This is a genomic window from Pseudomonas sp. ABFPK (assembly GCF_001586765.1).
GTDB classification, from domain to species: domain Bacteria; phylum Pseudomonadota; class Gammaproteobacteria; order Pseudomonadales; family Pseudomonadaceae; genus Aquipseudomonas; species Aquipseudomonas asiatica.
In genome coordinates this window covers 62,013-79,945 of record NZ_LQXW01000002.1, presented here as the reverse complement: position 1 = coordinate 79,945, position 17,933 = coordinate 62,013, and the positions used below count along the sequence as shown (strand labels likewise).

Annotated in this window: 21 protein-coding genes; 7 read left to right on the top strand and 14 right to left on the bottom strand. The window is 61.5% G+C overall.

All coding sequences use genetic code 11. The features are described from left to right. Window positions 1–8: 8 nt before the first annotated feature. Window positions 9–860 carry an MIP/aquaporin family protein gene (locus WM94_RS02490; protein ID WP_015271568.1) on the bottom strand — a complete coding sequence of 284 codons (852 nt, stop codon included), beginning with the start codon at window positions 858–860 and terminating at the stop codon, window positions 9–11. Between the two features lie 302 nt (window positions 861–1,162). Between WM94_RS02490 and ybaK the strand changes: the two genes are divergently transcribed. Then, window positions 1,163–1,633 carry a Cys-tRNA(Pro) deacylase gene (gene ybaK, locus WM94_RS02485; protein WP_013973962.1) on the top strand — a complete coding sequence of 157 codons (471 nt, stop codon included), beginning with the start codon at window positions 1,163–1,165 and terminating at the stop codon, window positions 1,631–1,633. A gap of 121 nt (window positions 1,634–1,754) precedes the next feature. Here the strand turns inward: ybaK and WM94_RS02480 are convergent, their stop codons facing one another. Next, window positions 1,755–2,864 (bottom strand): ABC transporter ATP-binding protein, encoded by a 1,110-nt coding sequence (locus WM94_RS02480; protein ID WP_023661843.1) that lies wholly within the window; start codon window positions 2,862–2,864, stop codon window positions 1,755–1,757. Next, window positions 2,861–3,781, bottom strand: coding sequence for an ornithine carbamoyltransferase (gene argF, locus WM94_RS02475; protein WP_013973960.1), 921 nt, complete (start codon window positions 3,779–3,781; stop codon window positions 2,861–2,863). Before argF ends, WM94_RS02480 begins: the two co-directional genes overlap by 4 nt. Before the next feature lie 397 nt (window positions 3,782–4,178). Between argF and WM94_RS02470 the strand changes: the two genes are divergently transcribed. Together WM94_RS02470 and grxD are read left to right on the top strand one after the other, a co-directional pair. Next, a complete protein-coding gene (locus WM94_RS02470) occupies window positions 4,179–6,287 on the top strand; it encodes a molybdopterin oxidoreductase family protein (protein ID WP_061550402.1) in 2,109 nt (702 codons plus the stop codon). A gap of 91 nt (window positions 6,288–6,378) precedes the next feature. Then, window positions 6,379–6,714, top strand: coding sequence for a Grx4 family monothiol glutaredoxin (gene grxD / locus WM94_RS02465; RefSeq protein WP_003254949.1), 336 nt, complete (start codon window positions 6,379–6,381; stop codon window positions 6,712–6,714). A gap of 57 nt (window positions 6,715–6,771) precedes the next feature. Here the strand turns inward: grxD and bfr are convergent, their stop codons facing one another. Together bfr and WM94_RS02455 are read right to left on the bottom strand one after the other, a co-directional pair. Continuing rightward, on the bottom strand, window positions 6,772–7,245 hold the full coding sequence (bfr, locus tag WM94_RS02460) for a bacterioferritin (RefSeq protein WP_003258014.1): 474 nt from the start codon (window positions 7,243–7,245) through the stop codon (window positions 6,772–6,774). Window positions 7,246–7,446: 201 nt separating this feature from the next. Further along, window positions 7,447–7,665 (bottom strand): bacterioferritin-associated ferredoxin, encoded by a 219-nt coding sequence (locus WM94_RS02455; protein ID WP_061550355.1) that lies wholly within the window; start codon window positions 7,663–7,665, stop codon window positions 7,447–7,449. Window positions 7,666–7,889: 224 nt separating this feature from the next. Here WM94_RS02455 and WM94_RS02445 point away from each other — a divergent pair, with 224 nt between their 5' ends. Beyond that, entirely contained in the window at window positions 7,890–8,492 is a 603-nt protein-coding gene (locus WM94_RS02445) for a peroxiredoxin (RefSeq protein WP_003254945.1), read from the top strand. A 159-nt stretch (window positions 8,493–8,651) separates the two neighbouring features. On the opposite strand, the gene rnt is transcribed toward WM94_RS02445, so the two are convergent. Both rnt and pyrC read right to left on the bottom strand, forming a co-directional pair. Continuing rightward, window positions 8,652–9,263 carry a ribonuclease T gene (gene rnt, locus WM94_RS02440; protein WP_230388460.1) on the bottom strand — a complete coding sequence of 204 codons (612 nt, stop codon included), beginning with the start codon at window positions 9,261–9,263 and terminating at the stop codon, window positions 8,652–8,654. A 59-nt stretch (window positions 9,264–9,322) separates the two neighbouring features. Then, the gene (gene pyrC, locus WM94_RS02435) at window positions 9,323–10,369 is read right to left on the bottom strand and encodes a dihydroorotase (RefSeq protein WP_061550354.1); all 1,047 of its coding nucleotides are present in this window, start codon (window positions 10,367–10,369) and stop codon (window positions 9,323–9,325) included. Between the two features lie 130 nt (window positions 10,370–10,499). Here pyrC and WM94_RS02430 point away from each other — a divergent pair, with 130 nt between their 5' ends. Then, window positions 10,500–11,417: an OmpA family protein gene (locus tag WM94_RS02430; protein ID WP_061550353.1), complete on the top strand. Its 918-nt coding sequence runs from the start codon at window positions 10,500–10,502 to the stop codon at window positions 11,415–11,417. Window positions 11,418–11,573: 156 nt separating this feature from the next. Continuing rightward, window positions 11,574–12,791, top strand: coding sequence for an argininosuccinate synthase (locus WM94_RS02425; protein WP_013973956.1), 1,218 nt, complete (start codon window positions 11,574–11,576; stop codon window positions 12,789–12,791). Between the two features lie 57 nt (window positions 12,792–12,848). Here the strand turns inward: WM94_RS02425 and WM94_RS02420 are convergent, their stop codons facing one another. Next, a complete protein-coding gene (locus tag WM94_RS02420) occupies window positions 12,849–13,331 on the bottom strand; it encodes a hypothetical protein (protein WP_061550352.1) in 483 nt (160 codons plus the stop codon). A 362-nt stretch (window positions 13,332–13,693) separates the two neighbouring features. On the opposite strand from WM94_RS02420, the gene WM94_RS02415 reads away from it, so the two are divergent. Further along, window positions 13,694–14,314 carry a response regulator transcription factor gene (locus tag WM94_RS02415; protein WP_015271559.1) on the top strand — a complete coding sequence of 207 codons (621 nt, stop codon included), beginning with the start codon at window positions 13,694–13,696 and terminating at the stop codon, window positions 14,312–14,314. 43 nt (window positions 14,315–14,357) lie between these two features. On the opposite strand, the gene WM94_RS30370 is transcribed toward WM94_RS02415, so the two are convergent. The 6 genes from WM94_RS30370 to WM94_RS02390 form a co-directional block, all read right to left on the bottom strand. Further along, window positions 14,358–14,534, bottom strand: a complete 177-nt coding sequence (locus tag WM94_RS30370) for a PA3496 family putative envelope integrity protein (RefSeq protein ID WP_003258006.1) — start codon at window positions 14,532–14,534, stop codon at window positions 14,358–14,360. A 104-nt stretch (window positions 14,535–14,638) separates the two neighbouring features. After that, the gene (gene nth / locus WM94_RS02410; protein ID WP_061550351.1) at window positions 14,639–15,277 is read right to left on the bottom strand and encodes an endonuclease III; all 639 of its coding nucleotides are present in this window, start codon (window positions 15,275–15,277) and stop codon (window positions 14,639–14,641) included. A 4-nt stretch (window positions 15,278–15,281) separates the two neighbouring features. After that, window positions 15,282–15,806: an Rnf-Nqr domain containing protein gene (locus WM94_RS02405; protein WP_061550350.1), complete on the bottom strand. Its 525-nt coding sequence runs from the start codon at window positions 15,804–15,806 to the stop codon at window positions 15,282–15,284. Then, window positions 15,799–16,401 carry an RnfABCDGE type electron transport complex subunit G gene (locus WM94_RS02400; RefSeq protein WP_003258004.1) on the bottom strand — a complete coding sequence of 201 codons (603 nt, stop codon included), beginning with the start codon at window positions 16,399–16,401 and terminating at the stop codon, window positions 15,799–15,801. The genes WM94_RS02405 and WM94_RS02400 overlap by 8 nt, the downstream gene beginning before the upstream one ends. Beyond that, on the bottom strand, window positions 16,398–17,372 hold the full coding sequence (locus WM94_RS02395) for an RnfABCDGE type electron transport complex subunit D (protein ID WP_061550349.1): 975 nt from the start codon (window positions 17,370–17,372) through the stop codon (window positions 16,398–16,400). Before WM94_RS02395 ends, WM94_RS02400 begins: the two co-directional genes overlap by 4 nt. Further along, window positions 17,369–17,917 (bottom strand): Rnf-Nqr domain containing protein, encoded by a 549-nt coding sequence (locus WM94_RS02390; protein ID WP_015271556.1) that lies wholly within the window; start codon window positions 17,915–17,917, stop codon window positions 17,369–17,371. The genes WM94_RS02395 and WM94_RS02390 overlap by 4 nt, the downstream gene beginning before the upstream one ends. Window positions 17,918–17,933 lie beyond the last annotated feature (16 nt).

Genomic DNA, 17,933 nt, shown 5'->3' with positions numbered 1-17,933 from the left:
TGCCGGCGTCAGTTGACTTGAGTATCGCCCTGGCGATTGTCATTTGTCTCAGGGTTCACGGCGGCTGCCATTGGCAGGTTGCGTGCGATCAGGCCGCGATAGGTCGCGGCACCCAGGCAGGCGCCAAGGATCGGTGCGAACACCGGAACCAGGAAATAAGGCATGTCCCGACCGCCAGTGAAGGCGATTTCGCCCCAACCGGCCAGGAAGGTCATGAGTTTTGGCCCGAAATCGCGGGCCGGGTTCATGGCAAAGCCGGTCAACGGGCCCATGGCGCTGCCGATCACTGCGATCAGCAGGCCGATCAGCAGCGGGGCCATGGCGCCGCGCGGCAGGCCGTTGTTGTCGTCGGTCAGGGCCATGATCACGGCCATCAGGATGGCGGTGATGATCACCTCGACCAGAAACGCCTGGCCGGTGGACAGCGATGGGTGCGGATAGGTGGAGAAGACCGAGGCCAGTTCCAGGCTGGCTTCGCTACCGCGCAACATGGCGTGGGCCTGTTCGAAATCGAAGAATAGGTTGCTGTACAGGGTGTAGACCAACGCTGCGCCACAGAACGCGCCGCATACCTGGGCCAGCATGTAGAAGGGCAGCTTGCGCTTGTCGAAGCCGGCGAACAGGGTGAGGGCGATGCTCACCGCGGGGTTCAGGTGCGCGCCGGAAATACCGGCGGTGAGGTAGATCGCCATGCTGACGCCCACGCCCCAGATGATACTGATTTCCCAAAGGCCGAAGCTTGCGCCCGCGACCTTGAGCGCGGCGACGCAGCCGGTACCGAAAAAGATGAGCAGTGCAGTGCCCAGGAACTCGGCCAGGCATTGGCTGGAAAGCGTGGGTTGGCGTAGAGCAGTCGTCATGTATGACCTCGTTTTTTTTGTTGTGAGGCGCGTGGCGCTCGACAGCAAAGCCCGGAGTCTATCCCCGTTGACCCGGGCAGATGTTGGAAATGCACCTTAAAAGTGCACCATTTTATTCAGAAACGAAAAAATATAGACAAGAAACGCTGATGTCAAAGGTCGAAAGTGAACGGTTGGTCACGATCTGGATGCTGATTTCAGGTGCGGATCCGCGTACTAGAGCCGTGCAATTGCGGTGCGCTGGCTGCGGTGTGGGAATTGTCCTAAAGTAGCCGCCGAGCTGTCCCGACCGGAGCCCCCGCATGACCCCCGCCCTAGACCTGTTGAAGAAACACCGTGCCGAGCATCGTGTGCACAGTTACGAACATGACCCCAAATCGGCGTCATATGGCCTGGAGGCGGCGGAGAAACTCGGTCTCGACCCGCAGCAGGTATTCAAGACCTTGCTGGCGAGCAGCGAGAAAGGTGAGTTGCTGGTAGCAGTGGTGCCTGTGGTGGGTACGCTCGACCTCAAAGCCCTGGCCCAGGCTGCCGGAGTGAAAAAGTGCGAGATGGCCGACCCGGCGTCGGCGCAGCGAGCCACGGGGTACCTGGTGGGCGGGATCAGCCCGCTGGGGCAGAAGAAGCGCCTGCGCACATTCATCGATGACTCGGCGCAGAACTTTGCAACCATCCATGTCAGCGCCGGGCGGCGTGGGCTGGAGGTGGAATTGGCGGCGGTGGTGCTGGCTGAGCACACCCAGGGCAAGTTCGCCGGGATTGGTCGGGGCTGAGATTTCTGGGGCTGCTTTGCGGCCCATCGCGGCACAAGGCCGCTCCTACAGGGGGAATACGTACCCTTGTAGGAGCGGCCTTGTGCCGCGATGGGCCGCAGAGCGGCCCCAAAATTTCGAGTCAGGTCGCCGAGCTGTACCGGCGAACGCCGTTGTCCTGCCGCGGTAACTGCGCCGCCACGCTGCCCGGCACCGGGAACAGCACCAGGTGATCGGCCTTGACCGCAATCCCCACATCCTCACCGACCTGACGGTCGTCATGGCTAGGGAAGATCGCTTCGAGCTGGCTGCCGGTCGGCAATTGCAGGCGGTACAGGGTCGATGCCCCAAGGAAGCTCTTGCCGACGATGTTCGCCTGCAGCGCACTGCCCGGTGCGTGGACGATATCGTCAGGGCGCAGCAGCACATCCACCGAGCTGCCCGGCGCCATGATGTAGGCACGGTTGCCGCGTAATTCACCCAGCTCGGTATTGACCGCCTCGTGGCTGATCATCTGCCCACGGATGAAATACCCCTGGCCAATGAAGCTGGCCACGAACGGCGTCTGCGGCTCGTGGTAAAGGTTGTAGGGCGTGTCCCACTGCTCCAGGCGGCCTTCCTTGAACACGCCAACCTGGTCGCTGACGGCAAAGGCTTCTTCCTGGTCATGGGTCACCAGGATGGCGCTGGTGCCGCGGCTCTTGAGAATGTCGCGAACCTCATGGCTCAGGCGCCGGCGCAGCTCTACGTCGAGGTTGGAAAATGGCTCGTCGAGCAGCAGCAGTTGCGGCTCCGGTGCCAGTGCACGGGCCAGGGCGACCCGTTGCTGCTGGCCGCCGGACAGTTCATGCGGGTAGCGCCCGCCCAGACCGCCCAGCTTGACCAGCTCGAGCATCTCTTCGATGACCTCGGCCTGGCGGGGGTGCTTGGCGATGCCGAAGGCAACGTTCTGCGCCACGGTCAGGTGCGGGAACAGCGCGTAATCCTGGAACACCATGCCGATGCGGCGTTTTTCCGGGGCCAGTGTGAAACCGGCCCGGGAAATGACTTCGCCAGCCAACTGGATCTCGCCATCGTGCACGGGTTCGAAACCGGCGATGGCGCGCAGGGTGGTGGTCTTGCCGCAACCGGATGAACCCAGCAGGCAACCGATGTCGCCTGCGTTCAGGTGCAGATTGAGGTTCTGAACGATGCGCTGGTCGCCATAGCCGCAGGCGAGGTTGCGCAGGTTGAGCAGTAGGGGTTGACTCATGCGTGGTGGTAAGCCGGTTCTACAAGGAATTCGAGAAGGGCCTTCTGTGCATGCAGGCGGTTCTCAGCCTGGTCCCAGGCGACCGAACGTGGGTCGTCGAGCAGGTCATGGCTGATTTCCTCACCACGGTGGGCTGGCAGGCAGTGCATGAACAGGGCGTCGGGTGCCGCCAGGTCGAGCAGTTCGCGGGTGACCTGGTAAGGCGCGAAATGCGCCAGGCGCCGTGCAGTTTCCTCCTCCTGGCCCATGGAAGTCCAGACATCCGTGGTTACCAGATGGGCGCCGCGCACGGCTTCCTTCGGGTCACGCACGATCTGCACGTGGTCACCACCAATGGCCATGAAGCGTGGGTCCGGCTCGTAGCCTTCCGGGCAGGCAATGCGCAGCTGGAAGTCGAACTGCCTGGCTGCCTCGATGTACGAGTTGCACATGTTGAAGCCATCGCCGATCCAGGCCACTGTCTTGCCCTGGATCGAGCCGCGATGTTCGAGGAAGGTCTGCATGTCGGCCAGCAGCTGGCACGGGTGCGACTCGTCGGACAGCGCGTTGATCACCGGCACACGCGAGTTGGCGGCGAATTCGGTCAGGGTGCTGTGGGCGTGGGTACGGATCATCACCACGTCGAGCATGCTCGACAGCACGATGGCGCTATCGCCGATCGGCTCGCCACGGCCCAGCTGGGTGTCGCGTGGGGACAGGAAGATGGCCTGGCCGCCGAGCTGGATCATGCCGGCCTCGAACGACACGCGGGTACGGGTCGAGGATTTTTCGAAGATCATGCCCAGCACGCGGTTCTTCAGGGGCTCGAACAGCACGCCTCGCTTGCGCAGGTCCTTCAGCTCGATGCCGCGGCGGATCACACCGAGCAATTCGTCGGTGGTGAAGTCCAGCAGGGAGAGAAAGTGCCTAGCGCTCATGATTGACTACCTTATCTGCAACGGTATGCAGGTCGACCGTATGGTTTTTTTTGACAACGGGAGTGACCTGCGGCGTAAGCCGCACGGGGGCGGACGAAATAGGGAAAGGCGCAATACTATAAGTAAATGTCGCCTGAAGCCAAGAGGGGAAACAGCTGCCCAGTACCAAAGGGTGTTGCAAAGGGTGTCTTTTCCCGACGGGCAGTGCTGTTTTTTATTTGCTACAGAGGGTTGTACACGGCTTGCCGGCAATTTGGCAAATGGCTGTCGCAAATCGTGTGCCTGATGTCGGTGGATTCACGCCGCGAAGGGCGCTGGCCGGTGGCGGGGGCTGGGCGCATAGTCGATGTTCGACAACCTTTTACACATCCTCCACAACAACAAGGCAGAGGCGGCCATGACCAAGACCCTGCATCACCGTGCCTGTCACCTGTGCGAAGCGATCTGTGGGCTGAACATTGAAGTCAGCCATGACGACGACGGGCGGGCGCTGATCAGTTCGATCAAGGGCGACCCCCAGGACCCGTTCAGCCGCGGCCATGTCTGCCCCAAGGCCGTGGCCCTGCAGGACATCCAGAACGACCCCGACCGCCTGCGCCAACTGCACAGGCGGGTGGGCGAGCACTGGCATGCCATCGGCTGGGACGAGGCCTTTGCCCTGGCCGCCGACAGGCTGTGGGCGATCCAGCAGGCCCATGGGCGCAATGCCGTGGCGGTGTACCAAGGCAACCCGAGCGTGCACAACTACGGCCTGATGACCCACAGCAACTACTTCCTGGGCCTGCTGAAAACCCGCAACCGCTTCTCTGCCACCTCGGTGGACCAGTTGCCGCAGCACCTGGTCAGCCACCTGATGTACGGCCATGGCCTGCTGCTGCCGATCCCGGACATCGACCAGACCGGTTTCATGCTGATCCTTGGCGGCAACCCGCTGGCCTCCAACGGCAGTATCATGACCGTGCCGGATGTGGAAAAGCGCCTGAAAGCCCTGCAGGCCCGGGGTGGGCGCCTGGTGGTGGTGGACCCGCGGCGCAGCGAAACGGCGGCGATGGCCGACAGTCACCTGTTCATACGCCCCGGAGGGGATGCCGCCTTGTTGTGTGGCTTGCTCAATACCCTGTTCGCTGAAGGCCTGGCGCGCGGCTCGCACTTGCCGGTCGTCGGCCTGCAGCAGGTGCGCGAAGCGATCGCGCCGTTCAGCGCGGAGGCCATGAGCGCGCACTGTGGCATTGCCGCGACAGACATTCGCCAGCTGGCAAGGGACTTTGCCGCGGCCGACAGGGCGGTGTGCTACGGCCGCATGGGGGTTTCGACCCAAGCCTACGGCACCCTTTGCCACTGGCTGGTGCAACTGATCAACCTGGTGACCGGCAACCTTGACCGTGAAGGCGGCGCGTTGTGCACCGAGCCTGCCGTCGACCTGGTGGCGACCACCTCGGGTGGCCATTTCAACGCCTGGCAGAGCCGGGTGTCGGGCTTGCCCGAGTACGGCGGCGAACTGCCCGTGGCGGCCTTGGCCGAGGAAATGCTGACGCCCGGCGAAGGGCAGGTGCGTGCGCTGGTGACGGTGGCTGGCAACCCCGTGCTCTCAACGCCCAATGGCCGCCAGCTGGATGTGGCGCTGGACGGGTTGGAGTTCATGCTCAGCATTGACCTGTACATCAACGAAACCACCCGCCATGCCGACCTGATCCTGCCCTCTACCTCGGCGCTGGAAAACGACCATTACGACAGCACATTCAACTTGCTGGCCGTGCGCAACGTGACCCGCTTCAACCGGGCGATCCTGGCCAAGCCCGAAGGGGCATTGCATGACTGGGAGATTTTTGTCGGGCTGGCACAAGCGTTCGCCAAACGCGCCGAGCTGGAATTGAAGCCGACCTTGGCACCGGCGCAGATGATCGACCTGGCCCTGCGCAAGGGGCGTTATGGTGACGCGACACCCTGGCAGCTGTCGCTGGCAGCGCTGGACGAGCACCCGCATGGCCTCGACCTGGGGCCATTGCGCGCCAACCTCGCTGCGCGCCTGACGACTGCCAGCAAGGCCGTTGAAGCGGCGCCCCAGGTGCTGCTGGATGACTTGGGGCGACTGGCGCAACAGGCCCCTCCGGTGCCGGGCGAACTGCTGCTGATCGGCCGTCGCCATGTACGCAGCAACAATTCATGGATGCACAACTTTCATCGACTGGTGAAAGGCAAACCGCGCCATCAGTTGTTGATGCATCCGCAGGACCTGCAGCATCGTCAGTTGCAGGACGGCCAGCGAGTTCGTATCCGCTCGCGTACCGGGGATCTTGAAGTCGAGGTTCAGGCCTGCGATGACATGATGCCCGGTGTAGTCAGCCTGCCCCATGGCTTCGGTCACTCTCGTCAAGGCGTGCACATGCAGACCGCCCAGGCGCAACCTGGCGTGAGCGCCAACGACCTCACCGATGAGCGCCTGCGTGATCAGGTTTCCGGCAACGCCGCCCTCAATGGCGTACCCGTGCAGGTAGAGGCCGCGTAAGGAACGGTAAGGCCGAGCATGCTGCTCGGCTTTCCGTTACAATGCGTCACCGTGCCGACGACCGCGTCGGAAAGTTCAGCCGAGGTGCTACATGGATATCATCGAAACGATCAAAGAGCAGATTGCCAACAACACCATTCTGCTTTACATGAAAGGCTCGCCGAATGCCCCGCAGTGTGGCTTCTCTGCGCGTGCATCGCAGGCCGTGATGGGTTGTGGCGAGAAGTTCGCCTACGTCGACATCCTGCAGAACCCGGAAATCCGTGCGAACCTGCCAAAATACGCCAACTGGCCGACCTTCCCGCAGCTGTGGGTAGCCGGTGAACTGGTCGGCGGCAGCGACATCATGCTGGAAATGTTCGAGAAGGGTGAGCTGCAGACCCTGATCAAGGAAGCGGCTGCCAAGGCCAAGGCTTCCGAGGCCTGATTCTCCGACAAGCATGAAAAAACCCGCGGATCGCGGGTTTTTTCATGGAGCGAATATTTATTCTTCGCCCATCTGCGACTGCAGGTAGTTCTCGATACCAATCTTGTCGATCAGCCCCAGCTGGGTTTCCAGCCAGTCGATGTGTTCTTCCTCGGATTCGAGGATATCTTCGAGCATGTCACGCGAGCCAAAGTCGCCAGCGGTTTCGCAATGGGCGATGGCCGCTTTCAGGTCGACCAGGCCTTTCTGTTCGATCTTCAGGTCGCATTCGAGCATCTCTTTGGTGTGCTCGCCAATCAGCAGCTTGCCCAGGTCCTGGACGTTGGGGATGCCTTCGAGGAAGAGAATACGCTTGATCAGTTTGTCAGCGTGCTTCATCTCGTCGATGGATTCCTTGTACTCGTGCTTGCCGAGTTTGTTCAGGCCCCAATCTTCGTACATGCGTGCGTGCAGGAAGTACTGATTGATCGCGACCAGCTCGTTTCCGAGGATCTTGTTGAGATGCTGGATGACGCTTACGTCGCCTTTCATGTCGGGTTCCTGCCCTGTAGAAGTGTGCCAATACAGTCAAGTTTGAGCCCGATACTTAGGTGTGTCAAACCTAAGTTCTTGAATAATAAGTGAAAATTAATGTAAATAAGAATGTTTGTGAACCGCGTTGGAGCGCTAACTTGTTGAATTGCGAGCATAAAAAAACCGGACGCAAGGTCCGGTTCTTCGAATTCTTTGTTTTCAGGCTGCGGTAAATTCCACGGGGTAGGGCAGGGCTGCCTGGCTGACCTGGAGCTCGGTCAGGGTCTCGCGGACCACCTGCTTGGCCACGCAGGCACATTTGCCGCACTGGCTGGCGACGTTGGTGGCGGCTCGCACTTCCTTGTAGCTGCAGCATCCTTCATAGATCACATCGCGGATCTGTCCGTCGGTAACGCCGACACAAAGACACACATACATAAAGGCTGACCATCGTTGGTGGGCTCGATGGAGTGGAGCTTAATGTTAATGAGAATGCTTGTCAAAGGAGTTTCTGAAAGGGCCGTGCTTGAGCGACCGGCGGTTGCTTCGTCGTTGGAGTCGGCCTGTCACCAGAAGCCGTGTATGATGGACGGCCTTTGTTGGATGTCGGGCAAGCCCGTCTGGCCCGGCAAACGGTTTTTCACCCTCATCAGGAGATTACAATGAGCGTACTCGTTGGTAAGAAAGCCCCCGATTTCACCGTTCCGGCCGTGCTGGGCAATGGCGAGATCGTCGACAGCTTCAACCTGGCTTCGGCCATCAAGGGCAAGTACGGCCTGGTGTTCTTCTACCCGCTGGACTTCACCTTCGTCTGCCCGTCCGAGCTGATCGCCCTGGACAACCGCATCCCTGACTTCCAGGCGCGCAACGTGGAAGTGATCGGCGTGTCGATCGACTCGCACTTCACCCACAACGCCTGGCGTAACACCCCGGTCAACAACGGCGGTATCGGCCAGGTCAAGTACACCCTGGCTGCCGACATGACCCACGAAATCTGCAAGGCCTACGACGTCGAGTCCGAAGGCGGCGTAGCCTTCCGTGGCGCCTTCCTGATCGACACCAACGGTGTTGTTCGTTCGCAGATCGTCAACGACCTGCCACTGGGCCGCAACATGGACGAGCTGCTGCGCCTGGTCGACGCCCTGCAGTTCCACGAAGAGCACGGCGAAGTCTGCCCTGCCAACTGGAAAAAAGGCGACAAAGGCATGAACGCTTCGCCGGAAGGCGTTGCTGCCTACCTGAGCGAGAACGCTGGCAAGCTGTAATTGCCGCGTGCATGAAAAAACCGGCCCTTGTGGCCGGTTTTTTTGTGCCGTCCTGTGCCGGCCTCTTCGCAGGCTTGCCCGCTCCCACAGGAATCGCACAATGGCTGAGGCCACTGCAGTGCCTGTGGGAGCGGGCATGCCCGCGAACGCTTTTGCAGATCAATCGTTGAAATCGCGCCAGCCGCCCATCTCTTTCCAGCGGTTGACGATGCCGCAGAACAGCTCGGCCGTCTTCTCGGTGTCATAGCGCGCCGAGTGCGCCTCACGCCCGTCGAAGTCGATGTCGGCGCTCTGGCAGGCCCGCGCCAGTACGGTCTGGCCATAAGCCAGGCCCGCCAGGGTAGCGGTGTCGAAGCTGGAGAACGGGTGGAACGGGTTGCGCTTCAGGTCATTGCGCGTCACCGCCGCATTGAGGAAGCCCAGGTCAAAGCTGCTGTTGTGGCCGACCAGGATCGCCCGCTTGCAACCATTGGCCTTGAGCGCTTTGCGTACGCCACGGAAGATGTCGGTCAGCGCACTTTCTTCGCTGACTGCCATACGCAGCGGGTGGTCCAGCTTGATCCCAGTGAATTCCAGCGCGGCCGCCTCGATGTTGGCGCCCTCGAATGGCTCCACGCGGTGGAAGTAGGTGTGCTCGGGGAACAGGAAGCCCTTTTCGTCCATGCCGATGGTGACTGCGGCAATTTCCAGCAGGGCATCGGTAGCGCTGTTGAAGCCGCCGGTTTCAACGTCTACCACTACCGGCAGATAGCCGCGGAAACGCTCGGCCATCGGGTGGCGCGAGCCGCTGCTGCCTTGGGTGTCGAGGTCGTCTTCGTAGAGGTCTTCGCTCACGCGTTTTCCTCCAGCAGGCGCCAGCGCAGTTTTTCGCCGGCGCGCAGCGGGATCACGGTCTGCTCGCCAAACGGCAGGCTATCCGGGGCGGTCCATTCTTCGCGGACCAAGGTAATGGTGTCGGTGTTTGCCGGCAGGCCGTAGAACGCCGGGCCGTGCAGGCTGGCAAAGCCTTCCAGCTTGTCCAGCGCGTTACGCTGCTCGAACGCTTCGGCGTACATCTCGATGGCTGCGTAGGCGGTGTAGCAGCCGGCGCAACCGCAGGCGGCTTCCTTGGCGTGTCGGGCGTGTGGGGCCGAGTCGGTACCCAGGAAGAACTTCGGGTTGCCGCTGGTGGCCGCATCCAGCAACGCCACCTGATGGGTGTTGCGCTTGAGGATCGGCAGGCAGTAGAAGTGCGGGCGAATGCCGCCAACCAGCATGTGGTTGCGGTTGTACAGCAGGTGCTGCGCGGTGATGGTCGCGCCGACGTTGGCCGGGGCCTCGGTGACGAACTGCGCGGCATCGCTGGTGGTGATGTGCTCGAACACCACCTTCAGTGTCGGGAAGCGCTCGACCACACGGCGCATATGCTCGTCGATGAAGCGCTTCTCGCGATCGAACACGTCGATCTCGCTACGGGTCACTTCGCCATGCACCAGTAGCGGCATACCAACTTCCGCCAGCGCCTCGATGGCCGGGAAGATGTTGTCGATGCTGGTCACGCCCGAGTCGGAATTGGTGGTGGCGCCAGCAGGGTACAGCTTGGCGGCATACACGAAACCGCTGGCCTTGGCCGCGCGGATGTCCTCGGGGCTGGTGCGGTCGGTGAGGTACAACACCATCAGCGGCTCGAAGCGGCTGCCAGCCGGGCGGGCGGCCAGGATGCGCTCACGGTAGGCGCCGGCCTCTACGGCATTGCGTACCGGCGGAACCAGGTTGGGCATGATGATGGCACGGGCGAAAGTACGCGCCACATCGCCAACGGTGTGGGGCAGGACGGCACCATCGCGCAGATGGATGTGCCAGTCGTCGGGACGCAGGAGGGTCAGGCGATCGGACATTGGGGATTCCAGGCGGGTCGAACTCAAGCCCCAATGCTACCGGAAAACCCTGGGTGGAGCACGGCTATCAAGTTTTCCGCCAGGCGTCCGATAGCCTGCAGGTAAGCCGTCAGAATTTGTGGAGCCGCCCGTGCGCCAGCGTTACCTAGCCCTGTTGACCCTGTTCGCCAGCCTGCCGGCCGGTGCGCTGACCTTCCAGACGCGCATGGAAAACATTGCCTGGAAGGTCGAGGGTGACCAGTTCGAATGCCGGCTGATCCAGCCGATCGATGGTTTCGGCAGTGGCGAGTTCGTGCGCCGCGCGGGCGAGCAGCCGGTGTTCCAGTTGCGCTCGGACAGCAACGTACTGGGGACAGGCACGGCCACATTGCTGGCAGCTGCTGCGCCGTGGCAGCCTGGGCGCAGCGATATCAATCTGGGCAGCGTGCGCATGGCCCGTACCGGGGTGTTGTTCAGTTCGTCCCAGGGCCAGGCCAGTCGCCTGATCAACGGCCTGCTCGATGGGCGCAGCACGGTGGTACGCAATTATGCCGGCGAGGCGGGCAGGCCGATGGAAGTGCGTGTGCTGCCGGTCAGCTTCGCCAAGGCCTACAACGACTATCAGGCCTGTGCCGGCAAGCTGCTGCCGATGAACTACGATCAGGTGCGTCAGACCCAGGTGGGCTTCCCCGGGGGAGGCTTCGAGCTGGATGGCGCGGCCAAGGCACGGCTGGATGTGATCCTCGACTACATCAAGGCTGACCCTACCGTTAACCATGTAGAGCTCAACGGCCACTCCGACAACAGTGGCAATCGCCTGACCAATCGCGACATGTCGCGCCGCCGGGCACTGGCGGTAGCCGACTACCTCAAGGCCCACGGCGTTCCGGAAGAGCAGATTACCGTGCGTTTCCATGGCGAGCGTTACCCATTGGCGAAGAACACCAGTGCTGCCAACCGGGCGCGTAATCGTCGGGTGAATATCGAACTGGATCGGGTGGCGGTCATCGAGAAGCCGGCTGAGAAGCCTGTCGAAAAGGCCCCTGAGCCAACACCTGCCAAGTCCTGAAGGCTGCTCCCACAGGGCATTTCATAATTTCCGACGGTAAGTCGCCCTTCCGAAACTTCTTGTCGCTTTGTCGTCAGAAGCTGTCGCCCCACTGTAAATTTATCCGTAACGTCGTTAGAATCGACCCCTTTCCGTACAACCCCGTGGAGTGATGGCATGGCGGACGTAAAAAAGGTCGTACTGGCGTATTCCGGCGGCCTTGATACTTCGGTGATTCTCAAGTGGCTGCAGGATACCTACAACTGCGAAGTGGTGACCTTCACCGCTGACCTGGGGCAGGGCGAAGAGGTCGAGCCGGCTCGTGCCAAGGCCCAGGCAATGGGCGTTAAAGAGATCTACATCGACGACCTGCGCGAAGAATTCGTGCGTGATTTCGTGTTCCCGATGTTCCGCGCCAACACCGTCTACGAGGGCGAGTACCTGCTGGGTACTTCCATCGCCCGTCCGCTGATCGCCAAGCGCCTGATCGAAATTGCCAACGAAACCGGCGCCGACGCCATTTCCCACGGCGCCACCGGCAAAGGCAACGACCAGGTGCGTTTCGAACTGGGTGCCTACGCGCTGAAGCCAGGCGTCAAGGTAATCGCCCCATGGCGTGAGTGGGACCTGCTGTCCCGCGAGAAGCTGATGGACTACGCCGAGAAGCACGGCATCCCGATCGAGCGCCACGGCAAGAAGAAGTCGCCGTACTCGATGGACGCCAACCTGCTGCACATCTCCTACGAAGGCGGTGTCCTGGAAGATACCTGGACCGAGCACGAAGAAGACATGTGGCGCTGGAGTGTCTCGCCTGAGAACGCCCCGGATCAGGCTACCTACATCGAGCTGACCTACCGCAACGGTGACATCGTTGCCATCGACGGTGTCGAGAAGACTCCGGCCACCGTCCTGGCCGACCTGAACCGTATCGGTGGTGCCAATGGCATCGGCCGTCTGGATATCGTCGAGAACCGTTACGTCGGCATGAAGTCGCGCGGTTGCTACGAGACCCCTGGTGGCACCATCATGCTCAAGGCCCACCGTGCCATCGAGTCGATCACCCTGGACCGCGAAGTCGCTCACCTTAAGGATGAGCTGATGCCGAAGTACGCCAGCCTGATCTACACCGGCTACTGGTGGAGCCCGGAGCGTCTGATGCTGCAACAGATGATCGACGCTTCGCAGGTCAACGTGAACGGCGTGGTACGCCTGAAGCTGTACAAGGGCAACGTCACCGTTGTCGGCCGCAAGTCGGACGACTCGCTGTTCGACGCCAACATCGCTACCTTCGAGGAAGATGGTGGCGCCTACAACCAGGCGGATGCAGCTGGCTTCATCAAGCTCAACGCCCTGCGTATGCGCATTGCTGCCAACAAGGGCCGCTCGCTGCTCTGATTGCCGTCATGTGCAGCAAGAACCCCGGCTCAGGCCGGGGTTTTTTTTTCTGTGGAATCAGTGGCCGTCGTTTGCCACCTGTTCATCAAGCGCGCTGATCGATAGTTGCGCGCACTGGCGTCTGTCCAGGTTGCAAAAGCGCCAGGTGCGAGATTGCTGAGGCGGTTGGGCGAGGGCGGACAGCAATTGCTGCTCCATCATGCGATAGGCATCGGGGCCGGAAAACATGAACGTGACAGGCTCGCCCTGCAGCGCTTCGCCGGTACTACCGGGAATTGCATGCTTGGCCACATCGCTCGGTGTCGATGTGTTGTCGTTTGGCGTCCTGTTTGGCGACGGGTCGTAGAACGACTTGTAATTGAAGTTGAGCGTGAGGAAGAACAGTGCCGTCAGGAAGAATGGGAAGCCCACCAGGAACCAAGTATAGAGCTTTTGACTGGACTCGCTGAGAAACGGCAATGTGGCAAGGGCGGAGGCTTCGATAATCCCTGCGAAGATGGCAATGATCGTCAGCGGGGCGACAGGTTGTACTTGTTGCATATGGGTCGTCTCCAGCGATTTTGCATATCTTTGCCTTACCGCGCTGCTCAACTAAAGACTGGATTGTTTCCCGTGAGAATAATCGCTCGAAATCCTGGTGATGTTGCCTGTTCAGGCATTTGAATTGAACATTTCCCGAGGTATCGGCCGGTTTTCAACTGGTGCACTTTTACAGGCCGGTGATACCGTTCATTCGGTAACAGGGAATTTGATTGTTACAAGTACATCAGTTGAGTGTAGGAAATTTCTGTAAGTGTTGTAGGTTCCATCTGTTCATATATTTCGCCGGTAAATCACCGCGCCAGCAGGCGCTCTGTAGGTTATCTTGGCGGGCCAAAGCAAAAGCAATGAATGGATATCGCATGAATAAAGTGCTTATCGTGGATGATCATCCGGTCATACGCCTGGCCGTACGCATGCTGATGGAGCGGCATGGGTATGACGTCGTGGCGGAAACCGACAACGGAGTGGCTGCGCTGCAACTGACACGGCAACACCTGCCGGATATCGTGGTGCTCGATATCGGTATCCCCAAGCTGGATGGCCTGGAAGTAATCACCCGCATGACGGCTTTCAGTCCGGGCAGCAAGGTGCTGGTGCTGACATCGCAGGCCCCCGGCAACTTCTCGATGCGCTGCATGCAGGCGGGGGCGGCGGGGTATGTGTGCAAGCAGCAGGAACTCACCGAACTGCTGAGCGCCATCAAGGCCGTACTGTCGGGCTACAGCTACTTCCCCAACCAGGCCCTGCATGTATCACGTGGAAGGGGGGGGAGCGAGACGGACATGGTCAACCGCCTCTCGGCAAGGGAGATGACCGTGTTGCAGCAGCTGGCGCGAGGGCGTTCCAACAAGGAAATTGCCGACAGCATGTTCCTCAGCAACAAGACGGTCAGTACCTACAAGTCGCGCCTGTTGCTCAAGCTCAATGCACGGTCGCTGGTCGACTTGATCGAGCTGGCGCAACGGCAAGGGTTGAGCTGATCGCCAAGGCCGTAAAGCCTCCAGCCAGGAGGCTTTGCCAAGGTTACAGATCGTAGTCGAAGTCGGCCAACTGCTTCTGCAGGCGCCTTTCCTCCAGCATATTGTCGATGGTGCGGCGCTTGCTCAGGTTGGTCTTTGCGGTTTCCACCTGGGGTTCCGCTTCGTCATCTGCGGCAACAAAATCATCTTCGATCGACAGGTCGTCTTTATCGCTACTCATGAGTCGCTCCAAGCCAAGGGGCCATTGGCCGTCCTTATAACCAGAAAGCAGACCCTGGTAAAAAAGATTTTTTCAATCGCAGTGGGTGGTTTCGAGCTATCGACTCAATCGTCGGAGGTCTTGTGCTTGTACTCGCACAAGTCTTCAATCCGGCAACTGCCACAGCGTGGCTTGCGTGCCTGGCACACATAGCGCCCGTGCAGGATCAGCCAGTGGTGGGCGTCGAGCAGGTAATCCTTTGGTACGAACTTGATCAGCTTTTTCTCCACTTCCAGCACCGTCTTGCCTGGCGCAATGCCCGTACGATTGCTGACCCGGAAGATATGGGTATCCACCGCCATGGTCGGCTGGCGGAACGCTGTGTTGAGCACTACGTTGGCGGTCTTGCGGCCAACGCCGGGTAGCGCCTCCAGGGCTTCGCGAGTCTGCGGGACCTGGCTGTCATGGTGTTCGATCAGCAGCCGGCAGGCTTCGATAACGTTCTTCGCCTTGCTGTTGTACAAGCCAATGGTCTTGATGTACTCACTCAGGCCTTCGACGCCCAGCGCATAGATGGCCTCGGGGGTGTTGGCGACCGGGAACAGGCGTGCGGTGGCCTTGTTGACGCCGACATCGGTGGATTGCGCAGACAGTGTCACGGCGACCAGCAACTCGAACGGGGTGGTGTACGCCAGTTCGGTCTTCGGGTCGGGGTTGTCTTCGTGCAGCCTGCGAAAGATCTCCAGGCGTTTGGCGGCATTCATGAAATCAGAGCTTTCCTTGATGACGTGATTGGGCAGGGCCCGGACGCAGGCGATTGTACAAGGCCAACAGCAGTCCGAGCAGTAGCAAGGCGCCCGGGGCCAGGCTGGCCAGGTGCAGGCCGATACCGTCGGCCAGCCATTGGCGGCTGGCACCAAGCAGCAGGCATGTGGCAAGCAGCGCGCAAAGGTGGCCGGCGAGCAGGCGCCAGCGCCCTTGATCGGGTAGCAGGTAGTCAATGGCCAGGCATTGCAGGCACAGCAGTGCGGGATAGTGGCCGAGGGAGAGTGCCAGTGGCAGCAGCCAGGCACGCAGTGCCAGTTGCAAGCAACTGGCCAGGGCCGCCAGAACCAGCAGGCTGGCCAGTACATAGGTCCAGGTGACAGACCGTCGGCGCAGGGGGGCCATTAATAGCTGGTGAAGGCTGCTCAGCAGCACTGCGCACACGCCTATGGTGGCGCCTTCGCTCAGTGTTCGGGTGGCGCCCAGCAGAGGCACCAGGCTTGCGCCGAGCAGGTAGAGCCTATTCATGCGTGGCGCCCTCCAGCAATACGCTGCGCTGCTCATCGAAGTAGCTCAGCGCTTCCTGTAGCGCGACGATCACTGCACGTGAGGTCACGGTTGCGCCGGCCAACTGGTCAAAGTCGCCCTGGTCGCGCTTCAGCGCCCAGTGGTCGCCCAGCTGACGGTTGGCAAATTGCCCCAGCCAGTTCAGCTGCGCATCACCCAGGCGTGCACCCAGCCCAGGGCTTTCCTGTTGCTCGACCACCTGGCTGCCGATCAGTCGGCCGTCCGCTGCGATGGCCACGCTCAGCACGATAGGCCCGGCATAGCCCTGGGCCTTTGTGACCAGTATGACGGCGGTCGGTTTACCCGCCAGCGTTGCCCGGTAAGCTGCCAGGATGCGGCTGTTTGGCCGCTGTGCGGCGGGCCTGGGCAACGGGCTGTCCAAAGGTTGGTTGTCGTAACTGCCTTCTGGCAACACCGCCAGCCGCTGGCGGCTATTCAGTTGCTTCTCGGCGTCGGCGATGGCTGCGCTGGTCCAGTGCCGCCAGGCCAAAGTGGTCGACAGCGCCAGTGCTCCGGTCAGGAGCAACAAACCCACATCACGTACCAGGCGCTTCATCGGGCAGCCTTCTGACGCTGCAGAGCCAGGCGTTCGAGGCTCGGCGCCATGAGGTTCATGAGCAGGACGGCGAACGCTGTACCGTCCGGGTAGCTACCCCAGGTGCGGATCAGATAGATCAGCAGGCCCGCCCCCAGGCCGAAACCCAGCTTCGCCCACTCCTGCCGGGGCCCGGACACCGGTTCGGTGGCAATGAAGAACGCCGCCATCATGGTCGAGCCGGAGAACAGGTGCACCAGGGGGGAGCCGTTGGAGTCCGAGCCCGAGCCATTCCAGCCCAGCAGGCTGAACAGGAACAACCCAGCCAGCAGACCGACCGGCACATGCCAACTGATAACCTTGCGTTGCAGCAGAAACAGGCCGCCCAGCAGGAACGCCAGGTTGACCCATTCGCTGCCCCGTCCACCGATGCTGCCGAAGCCCGGGTGACCGGCGAACAGTTCATCGATGGTCAGGCTGCGGTTGTGGCGCAGGCCGTCGAGCAGTGTCGGCCGGGCCCAGGCGTCGATCTGCTCGCCGCCGGCGAACACCAGCTGCAGGCTGTCGAGCAGGCCTGGTGCCGGCCCCGGCCAATGGTTCATCTGCAACGGGAAGCTCAGCAGCACGAAGGCGTAGCCGACCATGGCCGGGTTGAACAGGTTGCGCCCGACTCCGCCAAAGGCCTGCTTGCCGATGCCGATGGCAACACTGGCTGCGACCACAGGCAACCACCAGGGCGCCAGGGTGGGCAGGGCGGCGGCCAGCAGCACGGCGGTCACCAGCGCGCTGCCGTCGTTCAGCGCCGTGCGCAGCGGTTGTGCTCGCAAGGTAAGCAACAGCGCCTCGCACAGCAGCGCGGTGCTTGCGCACAGCAACAGGTTCAGTAGCAAACTCCAGCCATGCAGCCAGAACAGCGCCAGCAGGCCAGGTACGCAGGCCAGCAACACCAGGTCCATGCTGGTGCGTAGCCGCGGGTCGGGCTTGGCGGTCATTGGGCGAACAGCCCGTTGAAGCCGGAAAACGCCATGGCCATTACTCCGGCCCCAAGCAGTTCGATGGGCAGGCCGCGCATTGCCCCGGGGACGTCGGCATGAGCGCTGCGCTGGCGCAGGTCGGCGAACAGCACCAACGCCAGCCAGAAGCCGCCGCCGGCCAGCAGGCCTTGCAGCAAGGTAGCGAGCCATGTGCTTTCGTCGCTTGCCTGTTGCAGGGTCAAGCCCAGTACTACCGCGTTGCTCAACAGCAGCGCGGGCAGTTGCGTCACCGGCCAGCTCGGGCGCCATCTTGTCAGTAGCCATGGTACGCCCCAGGCAAGCACGGCCAGCCAGGGCAACAACAGGAACAGGGCAAGGTCCTGGGCTTGCAGTGGGGCAAGCACCCCGCGCACCAGTAGTTGTGCGCCGATCACGCCCAAGGCAATGCACAGTGCGCAGGCGAGGCCGTGCACGTGGAGGTGCAGCCTTGGGAATGGCTGTTGTTGCAGGCACAGGTGATTGACCAGCGCAGCGCTGATCAGTACCAGGATGTAGTCGCTCATGAGATGACGATAGCCG

What these genes read in the sequence shown, in the direction of transcription:
- WM94_RS02480 (WP_023661843.1), bottom strand. Translation starts at nt 2,864, where the DNA reads ATGAGTCAACCCCTACTGCTCAACCTGCGCAACCTCGCCTGCGGCTAT.
- WM94_RS02425 (WP_013973956.1), top strand. Translation starts at nt 11,574, where the DNA reads ATGGCGGACGTAAAAAAGGTCGTACTGGCGTATTCCGGCGGCCTTGAT.
- WM94_RS02490 (WP_015271568.1), bottom strand. Translation starts at nt 860, where the DNA reads ATGACGACTGCTCTACGCCAACCCACGCTTTCCAGCCAATGCCTGGCC.
- ybaK (WP_013973962.1), top strand. Translation starts at nt 1,163, where the DNA reads ATGACCCCCGCCCTAGACCTGTTGAAGAAACACCGTGCCGAGCATCGT.
- WM94_RS02405 (WP_061550350.1), bottom strand. Translation starts at nt 15,806, where the DNA reads ATGAATAGGCTCTACCTGCTCGGCGCAAGCCTGGTGCCTCTGCTGGGC.
- argF (WP_013973960.1), bottom strand. Translation starts at nt 3,781, where the DNA reads ATGAGCGCTAGGCACTTTCTCTCCCTGCTGGACTTCACCACCGACGAA.
- nth (WP_061550351.1), bottom strand. Translation starts at nt 15,277, where the DNA reads ATGAATGCCGCCAAACGCCTGGAGATCTTTCGCAGGCTGCACGAAGAC.
- WM94_RS02390 (WP_015271556.1), bottom strand. Translation starts at nt 17,917, where the DNA reads ATGAGCGACTACATCCTGGTACTGATCAGCGCTGCGCTGGTCAATCAC.
- bfr (WP_003258014.1), bottom strand. Translation starts at nt 7,245, where the DNA reads ATGAAAGGCGACGTAAGCGTCATCCAGCATCTCAACAAGATCCTCGGA.
- grxD (WP_003254949.1), top strand. Translation starts at nt 6,379, where the DNA reads ATGGATATCATCGAAACGATCAAAGAGCAGATTGCCAACAACACCATT.
- WM94_RS02420 (WP_061550352.1), bottom strand. Translation starts at nt 13,331, where the DNA reads ATGCAACAAGTACAACCTGTCGCCCCGCTGACGATCATTGCCATCTTC.
- WM94_RS02445 (WP_003254945.1), top strand. Translation starts at nt 7,890, where the DNA reads ATGAGCGTACTCGTTGGTAAGAAAGCCCCCGATTTCACCGTTCCGGCC.
- rnt (WP_230388460.1), bottom strand. Translation starts at nt 9,263, where the DNA reads ATGGCCGAGCGTTTCCGCGGCTATCTGCCGGTAGTGGTAGACGTTGAA.
- WM94_RS02470 (WP_061550402.1), top strand. Translation starts at nt 4,179, where the DNA reads ATGACCAAGACCCTGCATCACCGTGCCTGTCACCTGTGCGAAGCGATC.
- WM94_RS02415 (WP_015271559.1), top strand. Translation starts at nt 13,694, where the DNA reads ATGAATAAAGTGCTTATCGTGGATGATCATCCGGTCATACGCCTGGCC.
- WM94_RS30370 (WP_003258006.1), bottom strand. Translation starts at nt 14,534, where the DNA reads ATGAGTAGCGATAAAGACGACCTGTCGATCGAAGATGATTTTGTTGCC.
- WM94_RS02395 (WP_061550349.1), bottom strand. Translation starts at nt 17,372, where the DNA reads ATGACCGCCAAGCCCGACCCGCGGCTACGCACCAGCATGGACCTGGTG.
- pyrC (WP_061550354.1), bottom strand. Translation starts at nt 10,369, where the DNA reads ATGTCCGATCGCCTGACCCTCCTGCGTCCCGACGACTGGCACATCCAT.
- WM94_RS02400 (WP_003258004.1), bottom strand. Translation starts at nt 16,401, where the DNA reads ATGAAGCGCCTGGTACGTGATGTGGGTTTGTTGCTCCTGACCGGAGCA.
- WM94_RS02455 (WP_061550355.1), bottom strand. Translation starts at nt 7,665, where the DNA reads ATGTATGTGTGTCTTTGTGTCGGCGTTACCGACGGACAGATCCGCGAT.